Genomic DNA, 20,076 nt, shown 5'->3' with positions numbered 1-20,076 from the left:
AAACTAGCTGAGACAAATTAGAAAATAATACGATTATAGAGGTGAAGGTTATGGAATTAGTAGAAATTAAACAAGAATTAGAGAAGTTATCAACCCGCTTAGCGGATTTTAGGGGGTCTCTTTGACTTAGATGAAAAACGTACACAAATAGCCGAGCTTGAGAATCAAATGGTTGACCCTAGTTTTTGGGATAACCAAAAAGAAGCACAGAAAGTAATTGATGAATTAAATAGTGTTAAAGATATTGTGCAAGCATTTGATAAGCATAGTGAAAATTTAGAAAATCTAGAAGTTAGTTATGAGCTAGTGAAGGAAGAAGCAGACGAAGAATTACGTCAAGATCTGGAAAAGGAATTATTAACACTAACAGATGCCCTGAATGATTTTGAGTTAATGATGTTGTTGAGTGAACCGTATGATAAAAATAATGCGATTTTAGAGCTGCATCCAGGTGCGGGAGGTACGGAGTCACAAGACTGGGCCAGTATGTTGCTTAGAATGTATACACGCTGGGCTGAAAAAAGAGGATTTAAAGTGGAGACGCTTGATTATTTACCGGGTGAGGAAGCCGGCGTTAAAAGTGTGACCTTACTTATTAAAGGACATAATGCCTATGGCTATTTAAAAGCAGAAAAGGGTGTTCATCGTTTGGTGCGGATTTCACCATTTGATTCACAAAATAGACGGCACACTTCTTTTGCTTCGTGTGATGTGATGCCTGAACTAAGTGATGACATTGATATTGATATTAATACTGAAGACTTAAAAATTGATACTTATCGTGCGAGTGGGGCTGGTGGTCAGCATGTCAACACAACAGATTCGGCAGTGCGGATTACCCATTTACCAACGAATTCGATTGTAACTTGTCAATCTGAACGCTCACAAATAAAAAACAGAGACCAAGCAATGAAAATGTTAAAAGCAAAACTCTATCAACTTGAAATAGACAAACAACAAGAAGAAGTTAACGAACTAAGAGGCGAACAAAAAGAAATTGGTTGGGGAAGCCAAATCCGATCTTATATCTTCCAACCTTACACAATGATTAAAGATCACCGGACGAATATTGAAGTGGGTAATGTTCAGGGCGTTATGGACGGAGATATTGATCAGTTTATCGACGGCTACTTGCGTCAACAAATTAATTAACAGTAACAGTCGTTTCTCTGAATACCTCGGAAATGTTAGTGTGAAAAACTAGCGGTTCCGAGGTGTTTTGTTTTAGTGGATGGAATTAAATGCTCTATATTGGAATTATCTCTGGTTATAGCCCGCGATAGTCAAGCCCTTCTAAGTTCTCGTTGGTTAGGCTTCCCAACCCCAACAGATGACGCACTAAGAAGTGGCACTAACGTCAAGATCTCGCCGCAAGGCAGTGGTTAGGATGGCATAAAAATCAAGAGGCCGTATCGATTAAAACATTATACGTATCGCCTTCGGAATAAATCAGCCCATCTTTTTTGAACAAAATCCACTGTGCCATCTCCCGCTATAATTTTCGATTTAGAGGGAGAGCTTCACCAATCAATGATTAAACCAATAATAACCGTGACAGTAATCACAAGTATAACTTGGTACATTTTTTGAAATTTAGTTACAGAAAGGAAAAATTATGGACACGATTTTACTAAAGCAAGCTACTGTAACCATAGGTTATAAATTTTACGTAGATGATTCTGGAAAAAATAACTCTTTTACTCTTAAAAGTACTTCTCCTCTCGTATTATTAGATCGTTTTATAGGCACTATTGTTGGTGTGCCTTTCACAGCAAACATTTCTCAAAGTAACTCAAATGACGAACTTATTGTAAAAAAGAAACTTGGATTCATATTTGAAAACTATGAGGCTCTAAGAGGAAATATCCAAATTGCATCTATTAAACGCGGGAAAAAAATGACGTCACCCCAAATTGATATTAACTCTATTTATGGGGATTTTATGATCAAAAGTACCGCGATGGCTCGAATGTTTGAAGTTTCAAAAGATGGATTAATAGTAGCTTCTATAAAAAAAGTAACCTTTTCTTTAAAAGATGCCTACGAAATTACAAATTATTCTTTTGAAGATATTCAATTACTTATTGGCATAGCATTTACACTAGACAATATGTTTCATAGCTAGTTGGAAACATACGTTGGAACATTGTAATAACCCTTTTCTTTTCAAAGGAAATCATCAATAAGGTGCGAGTCATATACGCCCACTTCAGCTTGGTGACGAAGCAGTGAGTTAGTTAAGGTTGGCGCATTAGCTTTAGTCTAGTAGTGCAAGAAAAGCTGTTGTTCCATCTTTTTTTACATGATATACTCCTAAAGGTTATAACTGTTAGATAGTGAGACAAAGAATAGAAGAGGTGGAAAGTATGATTCAAAAGTATAGACGTCAAGCGGTACCTCGTCCTTTAGTATTAGGAATTGAATACACATTGGTATTGTTAGGTTCTTTTTTAATTGCAATCGGCTTCAATTTATTTTTACTGCCAAATGAGATTGCTTCAGGCGGTGTTGCTGGTATCAGTACGATTTTAAAATATCTATTTGATTTTACACCATCGATTGTCCAGTGGACGATCAACATTCCGTTATTTTTTGTTGGCACAGCTATTTTAGGAAGAAAATTTGGTTTTAAAACTTTTGTTGGAACATTAGCCGTTCCTTTCTTTGTTGACCTGTCCAGTCAATGGCAAGCAGCTACTCCTGATCCGTTATTGGGTGCGATATTTGGAGGTATGGCTTGCGGTGTGGGTGTAGGTATTGTTTTCAGAGGTAAAGGATCGACTGGTGGCATTGATTTAGCTGCACAGATTCTACATAAATATGTCCCTTTGCCGTTTGGAATTTGCATTGCATTATTTGACGGCGTCATCGTACTTACCGCTATGTTCGTCTTCTCTGTTGAACAAGGCCTTTATGCGTTAATTGGACTGTTTATCACGAGTCGGACAATTGATTTGGTTCAAGTGGGATTAAATAACTCGAAGAGCATGATGATTATTACCAAACATGTTGAAGCTGTCCGAGAAGCATTGTTAGGAGAGATTGATCGTGGTGTGACCGTTTGGGATGCTGAAGGAGGCTATACCAAGGCGTCGCGCAAGATGATTATGTGTGTTGTTAACCAAAACGAATTTAGTCGGACATCGCAAGTGGTTAAGTTGATTGATCCATCGGCATTTATTGTCGTCATGAACGCAAGCGAAGTAATTGGCGAAGGCTTTACCCGTCATTAGCATCAGATGAAAATGAAACGTTTGTATCATAGCCTTTCACTATAGAATCACGTATAGTGTGAGGGGCTGTGATGGAAACGTTTTTTTGTGTGCAAGTGAGTGGTAAGAAATGTTATGAATTGAAATCAAATTGTAATATAAATAACCTAAAAATCTAAGCTAGGAAATGTTATACTGAAAGAGCTTGAGCAGAAATTTACAAAAAAATTACACGGTATTTGTTCAAGATTTACTAAATTCTAATGCAAAGGTGACTCAAATATATGATTAAAATGCAGAATGTCAAGAAAACGTACCCGAATGGTGTGCAAGCTTTAAACGGCATTGACCTTCAAATTGATCCTGGTGAGTTTGTTTACTTGGTTGGTCAGAGTGGGGCAGGTAAATCAACATTTACCAAGTTGATTTTTCGTGAAGAAACAGCAACGAGTGGTGAGATTTATGTAAGTGGAAAAGACCTGACAAAAATGAAACGTCGAGATGTTCCGTATCTTAGGAGAGAGATTGGTGTGGTTTATCAAGACTTCAAATTATTACCGAAAATGACCATTTACGAAAATGTTGCATTTGCTCTTGAGGTGGTTGAAGAAACACCACGTAACATGCGTAAGCGTGTTATGGAAGTGCTAGATCAGGTTGGATTGAAAAATAAAGCGCGATTTATTCCAGATGAACTTTCTGGTGGGGAACAGCAACGGGTGGCGATAGCACGAGCAATAGCTAATTACCCTAAATTGTTGATTGCAGATGAACCGACCGGTAACTTAGATCCTGACACATCTTGGGAAATCATGAAGATATTAGAAGAAATTAATGCATCAGGTACAACCATCATTATGGCTACGCATAGTAAAGAAATTGTTAACACGATTAAACGACGCGTCATTGCTATCGAAGACGGACTAATTGTACGTGACCAACATAGAGGTGATTACGGATATGAAGCTTAGAACACTCAAACGACATTTCAGAGAAGGATTTAAAAATAGCTGGCGTAATAGTTGGATGACGATTGCTTCAATTGGTGCTGTCACCACAACATTAATATTAGTCGCAACGTTTTTAGTTTTATTACTCAATATCAACCACATTGCAGATAGTTTAGAAAATGATGTGGAGATTAAAGTATTAGTTGATTTAACAGCAACTGAAGAAGAAAGAGAAGCCATTGGCGAAGAACTTGAGTCAATGTCGATTATTGAAACAGTCGTGTTTTCATCACGTGAGCAGGAGTTAGAAAATTTGAAATCCAGTCTAGGTGAAGATGGCGATGTGTTTGGTATTTTTGATGACCAAGAGAACCCGTTAGATGATGCCTATATCGTCAAGCTAACCGATCCACAACAAACGGTTCCGGTTGCAGAAGAGATTGCCACCATTCCAAAAGTATCTGAAGTGAATTATGGTGAAGATTTTGTTCAAGATTTGTTTAACTTCAATAATTATGCGCGAAACATTGGCTTAGTTTTGATTATAGCCCTTGTCTTTACGGCAATCTTCTTGATTTCAAACACAATTAAAATTACGATCTTTGCTAGACGAAAAGAAATTGAGATTATGAAATTAGTCGGCGCAACCAACTGGTTTATTCGTTGGCCGTTCTTTGTAGAAGGTTTGTTGCTAGGTATTTTAGGAAGTGTGATTCCAATTGCTGCCTTAGTAACGGGTTACTATTATTTAGATCAAAACATCGAAACAGTCAACCAATTTGATTTTATTACCTTATTACCATTTTCACCGTTTGTTTGGCAAGTATCAGGATTGATATTGCTGATTGGTGCTGTGATTGGGATATGGGGAAGTGTGATGAGTGTACGTAAATTCTTAAAAGTATAAGTCCTTGTAAAAGGGACTTATACCCCTTTTCAAAAACAAAAAATTAAGGAGCTGACATAATGAAAAAAATAGCAACATACATACTTATTTTTGTTTTATTATTAGGTATTTTCCCAGCATTCGCAGAAACCGTATCGGCAGAATCAGTTAGTGATTTAAAAAAAGAGTTGCAAGAACTTAAAGAAGAGCGTGAAAATATAAGTTCTAGTGCAAGTGATGCAGAGCAAAAAATAAAAGAAAATGAAGCACGCCAAAAAGAAGTAGAAAAGAAAATTTCAGAACTTGATGTGCAAATTGATGATACAGAAACTAAGTTAGAGAAAAAACAAGCAGAGATTACGACAACAGCAAATGAAATTGAAACAATTGTAGCGTCGATTACCAAAACAGAAAAAGAAATTGCAGAAACTGAGGCAGAAATTGTAACGTTAAATAATGAAATCGATGAATTAATTATTCGAATTGATGAACGAAATGAAGTGATTAAGTCACGGTTACGTTCTATGCAAAAAAACGGAGGAGATTCTTCGTATTTCCAAGTCTTATTTGGAGCTAGAAGTTTCAGTGATTTTATTAGTCGCTTATCAGCTGTCTCAAAAATATTAGATTCTGATAATAAAATTATGGAACAACAAAAAGAAGATCAGGCATTACTTGAAACAAAACTTACAGATGTGGAAGACAAAAAGGAACAATTAGTGGAGAAAAAGAATGAACTTGATGCAAGTAAACAAAAGCTTGAAACAAAAAAACAGGCACTTGTTAATCAACGACAAGAACTTGCTGAACTCCAAGAAGCTTTGAATATCGAACGTCAGAATCAGACTGCACTAAAAGGTGAACTAGAAGAAGAGCATGCGGATTTAGAAGATTATAAAGTCAGCTTAGCAGACCAACAAGAAATTAAACGGAAAGAGGCAGGCGCTTTACAACAAGCAATCCAAGCTGCGGAAGCTGCAGAACGCGAGAAAAAGAAACAGGAACAACAATTAGCTACAGATTCTGGCGGAACATCAGATACAGCAACACCCTCAGCCCCAGCCGATTCAAGTGGCGGACCTGTGTTACAATGGCCAGCCTCAACCAGACGTGTCACAAGTCCATTTAATTTAAATAGACTGCATCCGGTTTATGGCTATGTTCGACCACACCGTGGCATGGACATCGCAAGCTGGGGTACGCAGAGTATTTATGCAGCAGAAACGGGCGTTGTGGTAGCAACTTATAAAGAACATGATGGTAAGATGAATGGTTATGGTGATGCCATCCTTATTACACATTACATTGATTTAAATGGTAATGGACAGAAGCAACAAGTATCGACATTTTATGCGCATTTACGTGCGGGTTCGACACGTGTTAGCCCAGGACAAACTGTACAACGCGGACAACAAATTGCTTTAATGGGAGCAACAGGCGTTGGGACAGGTCAACACTTACACTTTGAGGTCCACAAAGGTGGTTGGGCACATAGTAATGCAGTAAATCCAGCGAATTATTTATACTAAAGATAAAACATCACATCATTTGATGTGATGTTTTTTTAAGTCCATGATAAACTAAGAAAAGACTATACAAAATTTGAGGTGACAGGTGTGCAAATAAAAAAGAGTGTCATGGCATTGATCATGATAGGAACATTGTTGTTCGGGGCAGGAATGATGTATCTGTTAACTGAACAATTAAACAAGGCAGTTCCAGTAACAGAAAGTACCGGTATAACAGAAGAACGCTATGAAGAGATGTTAAATGAATTAGCAAGTTCTGTGGAATTACCGAAGATTGTTCAAGCTTATAATCTTATTCAAGAAAACTATGTTAATGAGGTTGAAGAAAAGCAATTGATCGAAGGGGCTATTTCAGGGATGCTCAGATCTTTAGACGATCCTTACAGTGAATATTTAGATGAAGAAACAATGGAACAATTCACAGAACAACTTGAATCATCTTTTGAAGGAATTGGCGCAGAAGTCAGCATGATTAATGGTGTGGTGACGATTGTTTCGCCAATCAAAGGCTCACCGGCTGAAAAAGTTGGTCTAAGACCCAACGATAAGATCTTAACAATTAATGGTGATTCAACTGAAGGGCTGGACTTATTAGAAGCCGTCTCAAAAATTCGTGGTGAAAAAGGAACGACTGTTGAAATTGAAGTTGGGAGACAAGGCGTAGAGGATCCTATTCCATTTGAAATCACGCGAGATACGATTCCATTAGAAACAGTTTATGCAGAAACAATCGTAGAAGCTGGGAAAACGATTGGTTATATAGAAATTACGTCATTTTCTGATCAAACCGATGAACGATTCTTAGAAGAAGTAACGCGATTTGAAGCAGAAGGTATCGATGGTTTAATTCTCGATGTCCGAGGGAACCCAGGTGGTTTGTTAGAAACCGTTGAACCGATGCTGAAACAATTTATCCCGAGTGACCGTCCCTACATGCAGTTAGAAGATGGTGAAGGCGAAATTGATCGTTTCTTTTCAAGTACTGAAACAGAGAAAGCCTACCCTATTCATGTGTTAGTTGATGAAGGGAGTGCATCTGCTTCAGAAATTTTAGCAGTTTCTTTAAAAGAAGCAATTGATGCAGAAGTTATTGGTACGACAAGTTTCGGGAAAGGGACTGTCCAGCGCTCGATAGATATGGGCGACGGGAGCGCAGTTAAACTTACTGTTTTAAATTGGCTTTCTGCTGAAGGTAATTCAATTCATCAAGTTGGTGTTGAACCAACAATTGAAGTACAACAACCGGCTTATTACTATGTATCACCGATTACACTTGATGGTAAACGCAGCCAAAATGACTTTGGTGATAACATTCGTTTTATGCAAGTGATGTTAGCTGGTCTTGGTTATAATGTTGATCGTGAAGATGGCTATTTCTCTGAACAGACAGAAACAGCACTTAGTGAATATCAAGCAGATCAAGAAATAACAGTTACTGGTGAACTTGATCAGGAGACAGCAGATACCCTTCAAACTGAAATTATTGAACGGATTCGCGAAGGTACGGATGATAAACAGAAACAAAAAGCAATTGAAACAATCATCGAGTAAATATGTTAGGCATCACCATCGTGTGATGCCTATTTTCGTATCTAACTATCTTTTTTTGCTAAATTGTTGTGAAATATCAGAAAACAGCCAAGAAGGATAAATTTTGTGCTATATTAAAGGAAAGGTGCTAAAAAGTGAGACTTAGCTTTTGAATTTGAACGGAGGTTATATTTTGGTAGATATTTTGATTGATTTTTCGTATGAATTTTTAAAAGCAATCGGACGATTATTAATTAACCCATTATTTTATTGGTTCTTTATTCTTACATACTTGGTGTCAGCGCGACGGGTAGCAAAAGAACGGCGTTATTTTGGACATAAAATCTTTTCGATTTTCGATGAATGGTACGGCGAGAAGATCATGGGCCTCTTTTATGGGATGCTCGTTTCTTTACTGCTTATGGTGGTAGGTGTAGTGATCCCTCCCTTAATGTTGACAAGTCTAATTGTAGTGACATTTATTCTTTCGTTTCCACGACGGATTAAGTACTTATCAAGTGTATATGTATTTGGTACTGCTGCATTTGTTCTCCTGTTTTTACCGCTTTATGAATCGTATCTACCAGATTTGTTAAGTGCCCCAATTGAAGTGATTGATTGGGTTAGTTTCACAACACTAATGGGTATTTTCTTAATCATCGAAACCGTTATGTTGCGTCGCGTAAAAGAAGATCAAACATTTCCAGAAACATTTATTGGTGCCCGTGGTAAAACCCTAGGCCAGCATCGGATAAAACGGATGACCCTGATGCCGTTACTGTTACTATGGCCAACGGGAGATTTGACAATGATAACAGACTGGTGGCCTCTAGTGGATAGTAACCCAGGGGAATTTGGACTTATCCTTTTCCCTGTTATTTTAGGATTTAATTATGTGGTTAAATCGCAATTACCATTGAAGTTTGCAAAACGATATAGCAACCAACTGATGATTTTGGCCTTAATTATTATTAGTGTAAGTTTAGTTGGTTACTTCATACCGATTTTTTCGTTAATCAGCATCGTTATCGCTATTTTAGGGCGAGCACTTCTCGATTACCGTGTAAAAGTTAAAGATCAGCAACAACCGATATATTTCCAACCAACCCCACTAGGCCTCCGGGTATTAGCGGTTGTTCCGCAATCGCCTGCAACAGATATGGGTATACTTGCTGGTGATGTTATTCGAAAAGTAAATGGTGTTTCTGTGCATTCAACCAATGATTTTTATCATGCCTTGCAACGTAATTTAGCTTTTTGTAAGTTAGACGTCCTAGATGAATACGGTGAAGTTCGATTTTGTCAGCGCGCCTATTATCAAGGAGAACATCATAAATTAGGCATGGTGTTTGTTGAAGCAGAATAAAGCAGTTGCGAATAAAAACGTTCATCCATTGTGGATGAACGTTTTTCGATGGGATAGAACTTTCTGTCATTACTTTGGATCAAAAGCGAGTAATGATTGTAACTCTTCTTTAGTTAGCGAAGTAAGCAATGTTTCACCTGGGGCAATTACATCATCAACAAGCTTTCGCTTTTTTTCTTGTAATTTAAAGATTTTCTCTTCAATTGTCCCTTCGGTAATCAGGCGAATCACTTCTACTTTTTTGGTTTGACCAATGCGATGGGCTCTTCCAGCAGCTTGCGCTTCAACAGCAGGGTTCCACCATAAATCGAATAAGATAACCGTATCGGCGCCGGTTAAGTTTAAACCGGTCCCTCCAGCTTTAAGCGAGATAAGAAAAAGATCTCTTTCTCCTTGATTAAAACGTTCACTCATTTCAACCCGCTCTTTTGATGGTGTTTGTCCGTCTAAATAAAAATGGTTTAAGTTTAATGATTCGATTTCTTGAGTGATAATCTTTAACATACTTGGGAATTGGGAAAAGATAAGCACACGTCGGTTTTCCTCTTGTAGTTGTTTTAAAATCGTCATAAATAATTCAAGTTTGCCTGAATGCCCCTGATAATTATCTAAGAAAAGTTTAGGATGACAACAGATTTGTCGTAAGCGAGTGAGTCCTGCCAAAATCTCTAGTTTATTGTTTTCGTTTCCAGGTTGGGTAAGTTTCTGTTCAATTCGTTTAACATAACCAAGGTAGACCTGCTTTTGCTCTTTCGTTAGTTCAGCATACTTTTCAAATTCGAACTTCTCTGGAAGGTCTTTTAACACATCAGTTTTTAATCGTCGTAGAATAAAGGGTCGAATCATTTTTTTCATTAAGTCGCGCTCTAAATGAATAAACTGCTTTTTCGAACCTAAAAATCCCGGGGATAAGGTTTGGAATATTGACCAAAGTTCTTCAACGCGATTTTCAATTGGCGTTCCGCTTAAAGCAAAGCGATATTTAGCCTTAATTAATCGGGTGGCTTTTGCTGTCAATGTTAAATGATTTTTTATCGCTTGAGCTTCATCGAGAATAAAATGATCCAACAAATGTGTCTGATAAAAACTAATATCTTTTCTCAGTAGTGGGTAGGATGTAATCCAAACATCTACTTTCTCACTGTTTAATTGTTCAAGTCGTTGTGTTTGTGTGCCACTAATCACTTTAACAGTAAGCGTGGGTGCGAATTTTTCAAATTCTTTTTTCCAGTTATAGACTAGCGAAGAAGGTGAAATAACCAAACTTGGTCGAGAATCATCCAATGCTTTCTCACTTAACATAAAAGCGATGGCTTGCAGAGTCTTACCTAAGCCCATTTCATCAGCTAAGATACCACCTAACCGGTACCGTGCCAAGGTTTTAAACCATTGGAACCCTGTGTGTTGATAATCACGCAAAGTCGCTTGTAGCTCCTTAGGAAGAGGCTCAGGATCGTGCGTGTTTAATTTTAAATCGTTAAGTAACAATTTGAACGAATCAGAGTATTGTTTCCGTTCTTCAAATACCTCTTCAACCTGTAAGGTACGATGAGGACTGACGGATACCCCTTGGGCTGCAAGGTCTTGTTTTTTTAAATGTAATTGTTCAGCGAATTTTTTAAATTGTTCAAAGGCATCATCATTTAAGTCAATGAGGCGTCCCTCTTTCACATGATGATAACGTTTTTTCTCAATTAAGGCAGCTAGAATATCACTAACCTCATCATCGTTGATGCCTTCGATATCAAAAGCGATGTCAAGCATGCCGGAATCATCATTGTAATTAACTGATGTGAAAAATTGTAAATCATCATCGTTGATCATGTCTTCGACAGGTTGCGATAAGTGCACGGTGTAACGTTCCTTGAAGATCGGAATCAATTCAATGATAAAATGATAAATTGCTGATTGTTTAAAGAGTTGATAGCGTTGATTTAAGTAGTGGAAACCAAGGTGGTTAAGGGTCTGTAATAAACTTTGTTCTTCTTTAATATTACGGACATAGGTTTGATCACTATGGCTAACATCTTCATTCGGATGAAAAATATGCTCACCGTATTTAAAGGTCAGATCCAAACTAACACTTTCTCCAATCAATTCGATGTTCATGATAACTTCAAGCGCGTTAATCTCAAAACTATGGAGGGCGCGCGTACTGTAAGTAACGGTTGCAACCTCCTCAAGTTTAGGAATAACAAAGCTTCGAAAGTGACTAAACTTATCGCGAGAAAGTTTAAATTGATCGCGTTTACGGTAAGGAAGTAAGTCGTATAAACGTTCAAGCGTTTCCGATTCTTGGTCTGTCAATACATAAAATTGGTTATGCTTAACGAGAAGGTGATAATGTGTTAAGTAGTGATAAGCAAATAACGAAGAAAAGTCAATAACATAAACACCTTCATCACTATAGTCAATGGTTACCTCGATGCCTTGATCAAGGTTGTGACATTCAATGGTAGAGAAGCTTTTTTGGGCGACATTAGTAAAGGTTAGCGTTTGGCTTTCGATGCTTCTGAGTAACTCGGCCATAAGGAATCCAGGGATTGCCTGAACCCGTTGTTTTTGCGTTAGGTAATCAGACAGGTATTGTTGATCGTGCTGCATGGCTTTATTTAGTAATTGGAAAATATGCCAGTCTCTATTTGTAAAGGTATCACTACTAGGGTTATACTTGAACTTGTCAGTGATGGTGTGTTCTTTATTATTCAGAACATCATGAATGAAAGTGTGAATATCTTTGACGATGAAAGGCTGAGCTTTTCCTACCTTTAACTCGAGTTCAAATTGACTTTCTCGACTCATGGATTGGTGAACTTCTTTCAGGAAATAATGAACCTCAAGGAGCTCCTTTTCGTTAACTAATGGTTCAAGTGATTGAAAAGCTTCAATCATCCGCATGGGGAAAGGATCAATCGGTTCGGAATCGACGGTTGCCAATTGTTGATCAGGTTGCTGATGTTGGCGAATCGCCAATAATACAGCAGCAATATGCTTACACGTGTAATGCGTCAGATAAGCTGGACACGTACAACTAGCTTCTAAGTCGTCATCTTCAAAGAAGAAGATACGAACGTCATAAGCGTCGCCACCTTTAATTGAAGCACTAAATGATTGAATCGATGAATTATAAGTTAAGTTCTTGACGCGTCCTTTTTTAAAGTAATCAAGACCACGTTTATAAAACCGCTGGCCTGTGATTTTAATGATATCTTTTGTTTCTAAATGGAAATTTAACATAAGTAAAGACTCCCTCATAAAAATAGCTATTCTATCATTATAACAAAAATAGTAATGGATTGATTCATTTATGGAAATAAAAGTTGACTTTAAATCACAAAGTATGCTACTTTCGATTACGTTAACACTGAATAATATATAAAATTGCAAGATAAAGGATTGAGGCAATCAATGAATATAAAACAAGAAGTAGATAAACGAAAAACATTTGCGATTATTTCTCACCCGGATGCGGGTAAAACGACGATGACAGAACGATTACTGATGTTTGGTCAACTGATTCGAGAAGCAGGAACAGTAAAAGGGAAAAAATCTGGGAAATTTGCGACGTCTGACTGGATGGAAATCGAAAAACAAAGAGGAATCTCAGTTACTTCCAGTGTAATGAACTTCCCTTATAAAGACTACAAAGTGAATATTCTTGATACCCCTGGGCACGAAGATTTTAGTGAAGATACTTACCGGACGTTGACGGCAGTAGATAGCGTAGTAATGATTATTGATGCAACAAAAGGAATTGAAGCGCAAACGATTAAGCTTTTCAAAGTGTGTAAAATGCGTGGTATTCCAATCTTTACCTTTATCAATAAATTAGACCGTGAAGGCCGTGATCCGTTAAGTCTTCTCGAACAAATTGAAGAGGTATTAGAGATTGAAACATATCCAATGAACTGGCCAGCTGGTATGGGGAAACGATTCTTAGGGATTTTTGATCGTTATCATGATCAATTCATTAAATTTAATGGTCAAGAAGAAGAAACTTATCTACCGTTAGAGGAATTACGTCAAGGAAGCAATGAAGCCTTGACGAATCATCCGACTTATCAAGAAACCGAAGAAGAGTTAATGCTGTTGAATGAAGCTGGCGATGATTTTAATTTTGATAAAGTCTTGCGCGGAGAGCAAACGCCAGTATTTTTCGGTAGTGCTTTGGCGCCGTTTGGTGTCGAATCTTTCTTTGATACATTTATCGAGATGGCTCCAAATCCTAAAGCAAGACGGACAACTGAAGGTCTGATTTCACCAGATAACGAAACGTTTTCTGGCTTTATCTTCAAAATTCAAGCGAACATGAATCCACAACATCGCGATCGTGTCGCCTTTTTACGCGTTTGTTCTGGTAAGTTTGAACGCGGTATGACAGTGACCCTTCCGCGAACAGGTAAAACAATTAAATTAAATCAAACGCAAGAATTTGTTGCTTCAAGTAGGGGCACAGTTGATGAGGCTTATCCGGGAGATATTATTGGTATATACGATCCAGGCGTCTACCGAATTGGTGACACCTTACTTGAAGGAAAAGCTTCCTTCCAATATGATGAACTCCCTCAATTCCCACCAGAATTATTTAAGCGTGTGACTGCAAAAAATGTCATGAAGTCAAAACAGTTTAAAAAAGGGATCGAACAGTTGGTACAAGAAGGCGCGATACAGTTATTCACAACATATCCTATGGAGAATTATATTATTGGAGCCGTTGGTGAATTGCAGTACCAAGTGTTTGAACATCGTATGAAATACGAGTATAATGTAGATGTTGTCTTAGAGTCGATTGGTGAGCGGATTCCACGCTGGTTGACCAATGATAAAGTTGATTCTTCGTTATTTGATGAACGTAATATGTTGGTAAAAGATCGTGAAGGACAATTTTTAGTTCTCTTTAAAAACCAATTTGCTTTAAACTGGTTTAAAGATAAACATGATGATATTGAATTGATTGATTTATTTGAAGTAAATACTTATGATCAAGCATATGAGTAAAGACTTTAGGACCAAAGGTCCCAAAGTCTTTTTCTTCATCCTCTGCAAGAATGTTTGTTCGCTTTTTTTGGACGCATTGTGTATAATAGGTTTACAATTAAACGGATAAGGAAAAAGGATAGGTAGAGAACGGAGGAATGTAGATGGGACAATCATTTGAACTTGTATCAAATTATCAACCAGCTGGGGATCAACCTAAAGCGATTGAAGCATTAGTAAAGGGCGTAAATGACAATAAGCGTGCACAAACATTACTTGGTGCCACTGGTACAGGGAAAACATTTACCGTATCGAACGTCGTGACAGAAGTAAAGAAACCGACGCTTGTTATTGCACACAATAAAACGCTTGCCGGGCAGTTATACAGTGAGTTTAAAGAATTTTTCCCTAATAATGCGGTCGAATATTTTGTTAGCTACTATGATTATTATCAACCCGAAGCTTATGTTCCTTCAACAGATACATTCATTGAAAAAGATGCATCAATCAATGATGAAATTGATAAATTACGACACTCAGCGACATCCTCATTATTTGAACGTGAAGATGTGCTCGTTGTCGCAAGTGTATCGTGTATATATGGTTTAGGTTCACCAGAAGAATACCGTAAACAGGTGCTTTCACTTCGAACGGGAATGGAGAAAGAACGGGATCAACTGTTAAGAGAACTTGTCGATATTCAGTACGCGAGAAATGATATCGATTTTCAGCGTGGGACATTTCGGGTAAGAGGGGATTCAATTGAAATTATTCCGGCATCACGTGAAGAGCAGTGCGTGCGGATTGAATTCTTTGGCGATGAGATTGACCGGATTCGAGAAGTTGATGCATTAACAGGTGAATTACTTGGTGACCGTGAGCATATTGCAATCTTTCCAGCATCTCACTTCGTAACAGGTGAAGATAAACTAAAGATTGCGATGAAGAATATTGAAAAAGAACTTGAGGAGCAACTCAAATATTTTCAGGATCATAATAAATTGTTAGAAGCACAACGGATTGAACAACGAACCCGTTATGACCTAGAGATGATGGAAGAGATGGGTTTTTGTAGTGGAATTGAAAACTATTCGCGCCACTTAACGTTAAGAGAGCCAGGCTCAACACCTTATACATTGATTGATTATTTTCCAGATGACTTTTTGATTGTTGTTGATGAGTCGCACGTGTCGCTACCACAAATTCGAGGCATGTTCAACGGGGATAAAGCAAGAAAGCAAGTTCTTGTTGACCACGGCTTCAGGCTACCTTCAGCATTAGATAATCGTCCGTTAACTTTTACTGAATTTGAAGAAAAGGCACACCAGATGATTTTTGTTTCAGCAACGCCTGGACCATATGAACTTGAGCATACACCAGAAATGATTGAGCAAATCATTCGACCAACGGGATTATTAGATCCAGAAGTTGAAGTACGTCCAATTGAAGGACAAATTGATAACCTTATTCATGAAATACATCGAAGAGAAAAGCGTAATGAACGCGTCTTAATAACAACACTAACGAAAAAAATGTCAGAGAATTTAACGGATTATTTAAAAGAAATTGGTATTAAAGTTGCTTACTTGCATTCTGAGATTAAGACACTTGAACGGATTGAAATTATTCGTGATCTTAGAGTCGGTAAGTATGATGTATTAATCGGAATAAATCTGTTAAGGGAAGGTATTGATTTACCTGAAGTGTCGCTTGTAGCAATTCTTGACGCAGATAAAGAAGGTTTCTTACGATCAGATCGAGCGTTAATTCAAACAATGGGTCGAGCTGCAAGAAATCAGAACGGTCAAGTGATCATGTATGCGGATCGGATTACAGATTCAATGCGTCGAGCGATTGATGAAACAGAACGGCGTCGTGAGAAGCAAATCGCATACAATGAAAAACATGGCATTACACCAACGACAATCAACAAAGAAATTCGTGATGTGATCCGAGCGACGATTGAATCAGAAGATGCCGAAAGTCGCCCGGCGATAGACAAAAGTGTTAAGGATATGACAAAACAAGAGATTAAGCAGTTGATTGAACAAATGGAACATGATATGAAACAAGCAGCAAAAGATTTAAACTTTGAAAAAGCTGCAGAGCTAAGGGACTTAGTTCTTGAACTGAAATCAGGGGAGTGAAAGTAAGTGGCAACGAAGAATATAACGATAAAGGGCGCGCGCGCCCATAACTTAAAAAATATTGATATTGAAATCCCAAAAGAAAAACTGATTGTTTTAACCGGTCTATCAGGATCAGGGAAGTCATCACTTGCTTTTGATACAATCTATGCAGAGGGCCAACGTCGCTACGTCGAATCTTTGTCTGCTTATGCACGTCAGTTTTTAGGGCAGATGGACAAACCAGATGTGGATTTAATCGAGGGGCTATCACCGGCTATTTCAATCGATCAAAAAACAACGAGTAACAATCCACGGTCGACCGTCGCAACTGTCACCGAAATATATGATTATATGCGTTTGTTATGGGCGAGAATTGGACATCCGATTTGTCCGATTCACGGGATTGAAATCTCTTCGCAAAGTGTCGAAGAGATGGTTAATCGTATTTTAGAACTTGAAGAACGCACTAAGATTCAAGTTTTAGCACCAGTTATTTCAGGGCGCAAAGGTGAACATACAAAAGTACTGGAACAACTGCAAAAAGAAGGGTATGTGCGTTTGAAAGTAAACGGAGAAATGATGGAAATCACAGATGATATCGTGTTAGAAAAGACTAAAAAACATACGATTGAGGTTGTCGTCGACCGAATTGTGATTAAAGAAGGCATCCGAGCCCGGTTAAGTGATTCTGTTGAAGCGGCACTTAAATTAGGTGATGGCCAGCTTATCGTTGATGTAATTGACGGTGCTGAATTGAAATTTAATGAACGCCATGCTTGTCCAGAGTGTGGCTTCTCAATAAGTGAACTCGAGCCGCGACTCTTTTCTTTTAATGCTCCTTACGGTGCATGCCCAACCTGTGACGGACTTGGTCATAAAAAAGAAGTTGATGAAGACCTTGTGATTCCAGACCGTTCTTTATCTTTAAATGAAGGTGCTATTCTTGCGTGGCAACCTACAAGCTCACAGTACTATCCGCAACTGCTGAAGAGCGTGTGTGATCATTATGGAATTGATATGGACACCCCCGTCAATGAATTAGCAAAAAAAGATTTAAAGAAAATTTTAAAAGGTAGTGGCAGAGAAAAAATTCACTTTAAATATGAGAACGACTATGGGATGAGTCGCGATACCCATATTAATTTTGAAGGTGTACTCAACAATATTGAGCGTCGGTTTAGAGAAACGTCATCTGACTTTATTAGAGAACAAATGGAGAAATACATGTCGGAGAAAGATTGTCCAACGTGTGCCGGGTATCGTCTTAACGAAGAGGCGCGCGCTGTATTTATTAATGGAAAACACATCGGGGAAGTGACACGCTTTTCAGTAACTGAAGCACTCAACTACTTTAATACCCTTGAATTATCAGCACAAGAAGCAGAAATCGGTAAGATGATTCTTAAAGAATTAGATGCTCGCTTAACATTTTTACTTAATGTTGGCCTGGATTATTTGACCTTAAATCGAATGGCAGGTACGCTATCTGGTGGTGAGGCACAACGGATTCGCTTAGCTACACAAATCGGTTCAAAACTAACAGGGGTACTTTATGTCCTTGATGAGCCATCAATTGGATTACATCAACGTGACAATGATCGATTAATTGCGACCTTAAAAGGTATGCGTGATTTAGGGAATACCTTGATTGTCGTTGAACATGATGAAGATACCATGTTGGCAGCGGATCACTTAATAGACATTGGGCCAGGGGCTGGTGAACACGGTGGTGAAATTGTAGCTCAAGGGACACCTAAGCAAGTCATGAAAGTTAAAGAATCTCTAACAGGTCAGTATTTAGCTGGTAAAAAAGAAATACCGTTACCGCAAGCGCGCCTCAAACCGGATGAACGTTTATTAGTGGTGAAAGGTGCAACTGAGAATAACTTGAAGGATATTGACGTGTCAATTCCGATCGGTATCATGACTGCTGTCACAGGTGTGTCTGGTTCAGGGAAGAGTACATTAGTTAATCAGATTATTCATCAAAAACTTGCAACTGTTTTAAATCGTGCAAAGCGAAAAGCCGGTAAACACAAATCGATGACTGGTTATGAACACCTAGAAAAAGTGATTGATATTGACCAGTCACCAATTGGACGGACCCCACGGTCCAACCCAGCGACATATACAGGGGTTTTTGACGATATACGTGATGTCTACAGTCAAACAAACGAAGCGAAAATACGTGGATACAAAAAGGGACGCTTCAGCTTTAACGTGAAAGGTGGGCGTTGTGAAGCATGTAAGGGTGATGGTATCATTAAAATTGAGATGCACTTCCTGCCTGATGTGTATGTTCCTTGTGAAGTTTGTGATGGGAAGCGGTATAACCGTGAAACATTAGAAGTAAAGTATAAAGGGAAAAATATTGCGGATGTGCTAGCGATGACAATTGAGGAGTCCGTTGAGTTCTTTAAAAATATTCCGAAAATTAAACGTAAGTTACAGACCCTTTACGATGTAGGTCTTGGTTATGTTAAACTCGGACAGCCAGCTACGACACTTTCAGGTGGTGAAGCTCAGCGAGTGAAGCTTGCTAGTGAATTGCACAAACGTTCAAATGGTAAGTCATTCTACATTCTTGATGAACCAACAACGGGATTACACGTCGACGACATTTCTCGACTTTTAAAAGTATTGCAACGTATTGTTGATAATGGTGATACTGTGCTTATCATAGAACACAACCTTGATGTAATAAAAACATGTGATTACATCATTGATCTAGGACCTGAAGGTGGCGATCGAGGAGGAACAATTGTTGCTACAGGAACACCTGAGCAAGTAGCGGAGGTTTCTGAGTCATACACCGGCCAATACTTAAAGCCGATTTTAGCTCGCCAACAAAAATAGGTTTCAAGTCGAGTGAAACAAGGAATAAATAGAAGTAGAAGTAAATGCTATTGAAAAAACGGAGGGATTAATATGTCTAAAAAATTATATCGTTCAAATAATGATGTGATGTTAGCTGGTGTGCTAGGTGGTTTAGCTGAGTATATGAATATGGATGCCACGTTATTACGGTTAATCTTTGTAGTCTTGCTTATATTCACTGCTGGCCTTCCATTCACAATTTTGTATATTGCTGCAGCAATGATTATTCCGAAAAGTGATGTGTATTAATTTATGAAATGGATTATTTCATTACTCTTAGACGGATTAGCTATTGTAACAGCTGCTTTCCTTTTTGACGGTTTCTATATTGAATCGTTTTGGATAGCAGTGCTAGCGGCCTTTATTTTATCGGTATTAAATGTGATTGTTAAGCCGATCTTGGTTGTATTGACACTACCGATTACAATTTTATCACTTGGATTATTTATGTTTGTGATAAACGCAATTACCTTAATGCTCACGCAAGCAATTCTTGGATCAAGCTTTGTCATTGAAGGGTTTGGCGTAGCAATTTTAGCAAGCATTGTGATCTCGATTATCCATATGGTGTTAGAAAAAGGATTAAACGATTAAAAGTGTGGAGCAAATGCTCCACGCTT

Annotated in this window: 14 protein-coding genes; 13 read left to right on the top strand and 1 reads right to left on the bottom strand. The window is 38.1% G+C overall.

The features are described 5' to 3' along the window. The first annotated feature begins 50 nt into the window (after nt 1-50). The 8 genes from prfB (at nt 51) to DES38_RS06335 (ending at nt 9,473) form a co-directional block, all read left to right on the top strand. A protein-coding gene (prfB, locus tag DES38_RS06370) for a peptide chain release factor 2 (RefSeq protein WP_110251267.1) occupies nt 51-1,152 on the top strand; the annotation gives its coding sequence in 2 pieces (ribosomal slippage) (nt 51-122 and nt 124-1,152; 1,101 coding nt in all). Nucleotides 1,153-1,615: 463 nt separating this feature from the next. Further along, a complete protein-coding gene (locus DES38_RS06365; RefSeq protein ID WP_110251266.1) occupies nt 1,616-2,125 on the top strand; it encodes an LURP-one-related family protein in 510 nt (169 codons plus the stop codon). A 241-nt stretch (nt 2,126-2,366) separates the two neighbouring features. Beyond that, a complete protein-coding gene (locus DES38_RS06360; RefSeq protein ID WP_110251265.1) occupies nt 2,367-3,233 on the top strand; it encodes a YitT family protein in 867 nt (288 codons plus the stop codon). 263 nt (nt 3,234-3,496) lie between these two features. Further along, nucleotides 3,497-4,183: a cell division ATP-binding protein FtsE gene (gene ftsE, locus DES38_RS06355; protein ID WP_110251264.1), complete on the top strand. Its 687-nt coding sequence runs from the start codon at nt 3,497-3,499 to the stop codon at nt 4,181-4,183. After that, nucleotides 4,173-5,069 carry a permease-like cell division protein FtsX gene (gene ftsX, locus DES38_RS06350; RefSeq protein WP_110251263.1) on the top strand — a complete coding sequence of 299 codons (897 nt, stop codon included), beginning with the start codon at nt 4,173-4,175 and terminating at the stop codon, nt 5,067-5,069. The genes ftsE and ftsX overlap by 11 nt, the downstream gene beginning before the upstream one ends. A 59-nt stretch (nt 5,070-5,128) precedes the next feature. Further along, nucleotides 5,129-6,577 (top strand): murein hydrolase activator EnvC family protein, encoded by a 1,449-nt coding sequence (locus DES38_RS06345; RefSeq protein ID WP_110251262.1) that lies wholly within the window; start codon nt 5,129-5,131, stop codon nt 6,575-6,577. Nucleotides 6,578-6,664: 87 nt separating this feature from the next. After that, nucleotides 6,665-8,128 (top strand): S41 family peptidase, encoded by a 1,464-nt coding sequence (locus tag DES38_RS06340; protein WP_110251261.1) that lies wholly within the window; start codon nt 6,665-6,667, stop codon nt 8,126-8,128. Between the two features lie 172 nt (nt 8,129-8,300). Beyond that, entirely contained in the window at nt 8,301-9,473 is a 1,173-nt protein-coding gene (locus DES38_RS06335; protein ID WP_245881973.1) for a PDZ domain-containing protein, read from the top strand. Between the two features lie 69 nt (nt 9,474-9,542). Here DES38_RS06335 and DES38_RS06330 read toward each other — a convergent pair whose 3' ends face one another. Next, entirely contained in the window at nt 9,543-12,710 is a 3,168-nt protein-coding gene (locus tag DES38_RS06330) for a DEAD/DEAH box helicase (RefSeq protein ID WP_110251260.1), read from the bottom strand. A 171-nt stretch (nt 12,711-12,881) separates the two neighbouring features. Between DES38_RS06330 and DES38_RS06325 the strand changes: the two genes are divergently transcribed. From DES38_RS06325 to DES38_RS06305, 5 genes are all read left to right on the top strand, one after another. Then, on the top strand, nt 12,882-14,471 hold the full coding sequence (locus tag DES38_RS06325; protein ID WP_110251259.1) for a peptide chain release factor 3: 1,590 nt from the start codon (nt 12,882-12,884) through the stop codon (nt 14,469-14,471). Between the two features lie 143 nt (nt 14,472-14,614). After that, nucleotides 14,615-16,597, top strand: coding sequence for an excinuclease ABC subunit UvrB (gene uvrB / locus DES38_RS06320; protein WP_110251258.1), 1,983 nt, complete (start codon nt 14,615-14,617; stop codon nt 16,595-16,597). Nucleotides 16,598-16,603: 6 nt separating this feature from the next. Beyond that, nucleotides 16,604-19,435 carry an excinuclease ABC subunit UvrA gene (gene uvrA, locus DES38_RS06315; RefSeq protein WP_110251257.1) on the top strand — a complete coding sequence of 944 codons (2,832 nt, stop codon included), beginning with the start codon at nt 16,604-16,606 and terminating at the stop codon, nt 19,433-19,435. Between the two features lie 72 nt (nt 19,436-19,507). Continuing rightward, nucleotides 19,508-19,705 (top strand): PspC domain-containing protein, encoded by a 198-nt coding sequence (locus DES38_RS06310; protein ID WP_110251256.1) that lies wholly within the window; start codon nt 19,508-19,510, stop codon nt 19,703-19,705. A gap of 3 nt (nt 19,706-19,708) precedes the next feature. Continuing rightward, nucleotides 19,709-20,050: a phage holin family protein gene (locus DES38_RS06305; RefSeq protein ID WP_110251255.1), complete on the top strand. Its 342-nt coding sequence runs from the start codon at nt 19,709-19,711 to the stop codon at nt 20,048-20,050. Nucleotides 20,051-20,076: the final 26 nt, after the last annotated feature.

Origin of the sequence: Streptohalobacillus salinus, assembly GCF_003201605.1 — a bacterium.
Taxonomy (GTDB): Bacteria; Bacillota; Bacilli; order Bacillales; family Amphibacillaceae; genus Streptohalobacillus; species Streptohalobacillus salinus.
The sequence above is the reverse complement of the archived record's forward strand: the minus strand, read 5'-3'. Positions and strand labels throughout refer to the sequence as shown.

Excerpts from the sequence above, each read along its gene's own strand:
- DES38_RS06365 (WP_110251266.1), top strand. The coding sequence starts at position 1,616 with ATGGACACGATTTTACTAAAGCAAGCTACTGTAACCATAGGTTATAAA.
- DES38_RS06360 (WP_110251265.1), top strand. The coding sequence starts at position 2,367 with ATGATTCAAAAGTATAGACGTCAAGCGGTACCTCGTCCTTTAGTATTA.
- ftsE (WP_110251264.1), top strand. The coding sequence starts at position 3,497 with ATGATTAAAATGCAGAATGTCAAGAAAACGTACCCGAATGGTGTGCAA.
- ftsX (WP_110251263.1), top strand. The coding sequence starts at position 4,173 with ATGAAGCTTAGAACACTCAAACGACATTTCAGAGAAGGATTTAAAAAT.
- DES38_RS06345 (WP_110251262.1), top strand. The coding sequence starts at position 5,129 with ATGAAAAAAATAGCAACATACATACTTATTTTTGTTTTATTATTAGGT.
- DES38_RS06330 (WP_110251260.1), bottom strand. The coding sequence starts at position 12,710 with ATGTTAAATTTCCATTTAGAAACAAAAGATATCATTAAAATCACAGGC.
- DES38_RS06325 (WP_110251259.1), top strand. The coding sequence starts at position 12,882 with ATGAATATAAAACAAGAAGTAGATAAACGAAAAACATTTGCGATTATT.
- uvrB (WP_110251258.1), top strand. The coding sequence starts at position 14,615 with ATGGGACAATCATTTGAACTTGTATCAAATTATCAACCAGCTGGGGAT.
- DES38_RS06310 (WP_110251256.1), top strand. The coding sequence starts at position 19,508 with ATGTCTAAAAAATTATATCGTTCAAATAATGATGTGATGTTAGCTGGT.
- DES38_RS06305 (WP_110251255.1), top strand. The coding sequence starts at position 19,709 with ATGAAATGGATTATTTCATTACTCTTAGACGGATTAGCTATTGTAACA.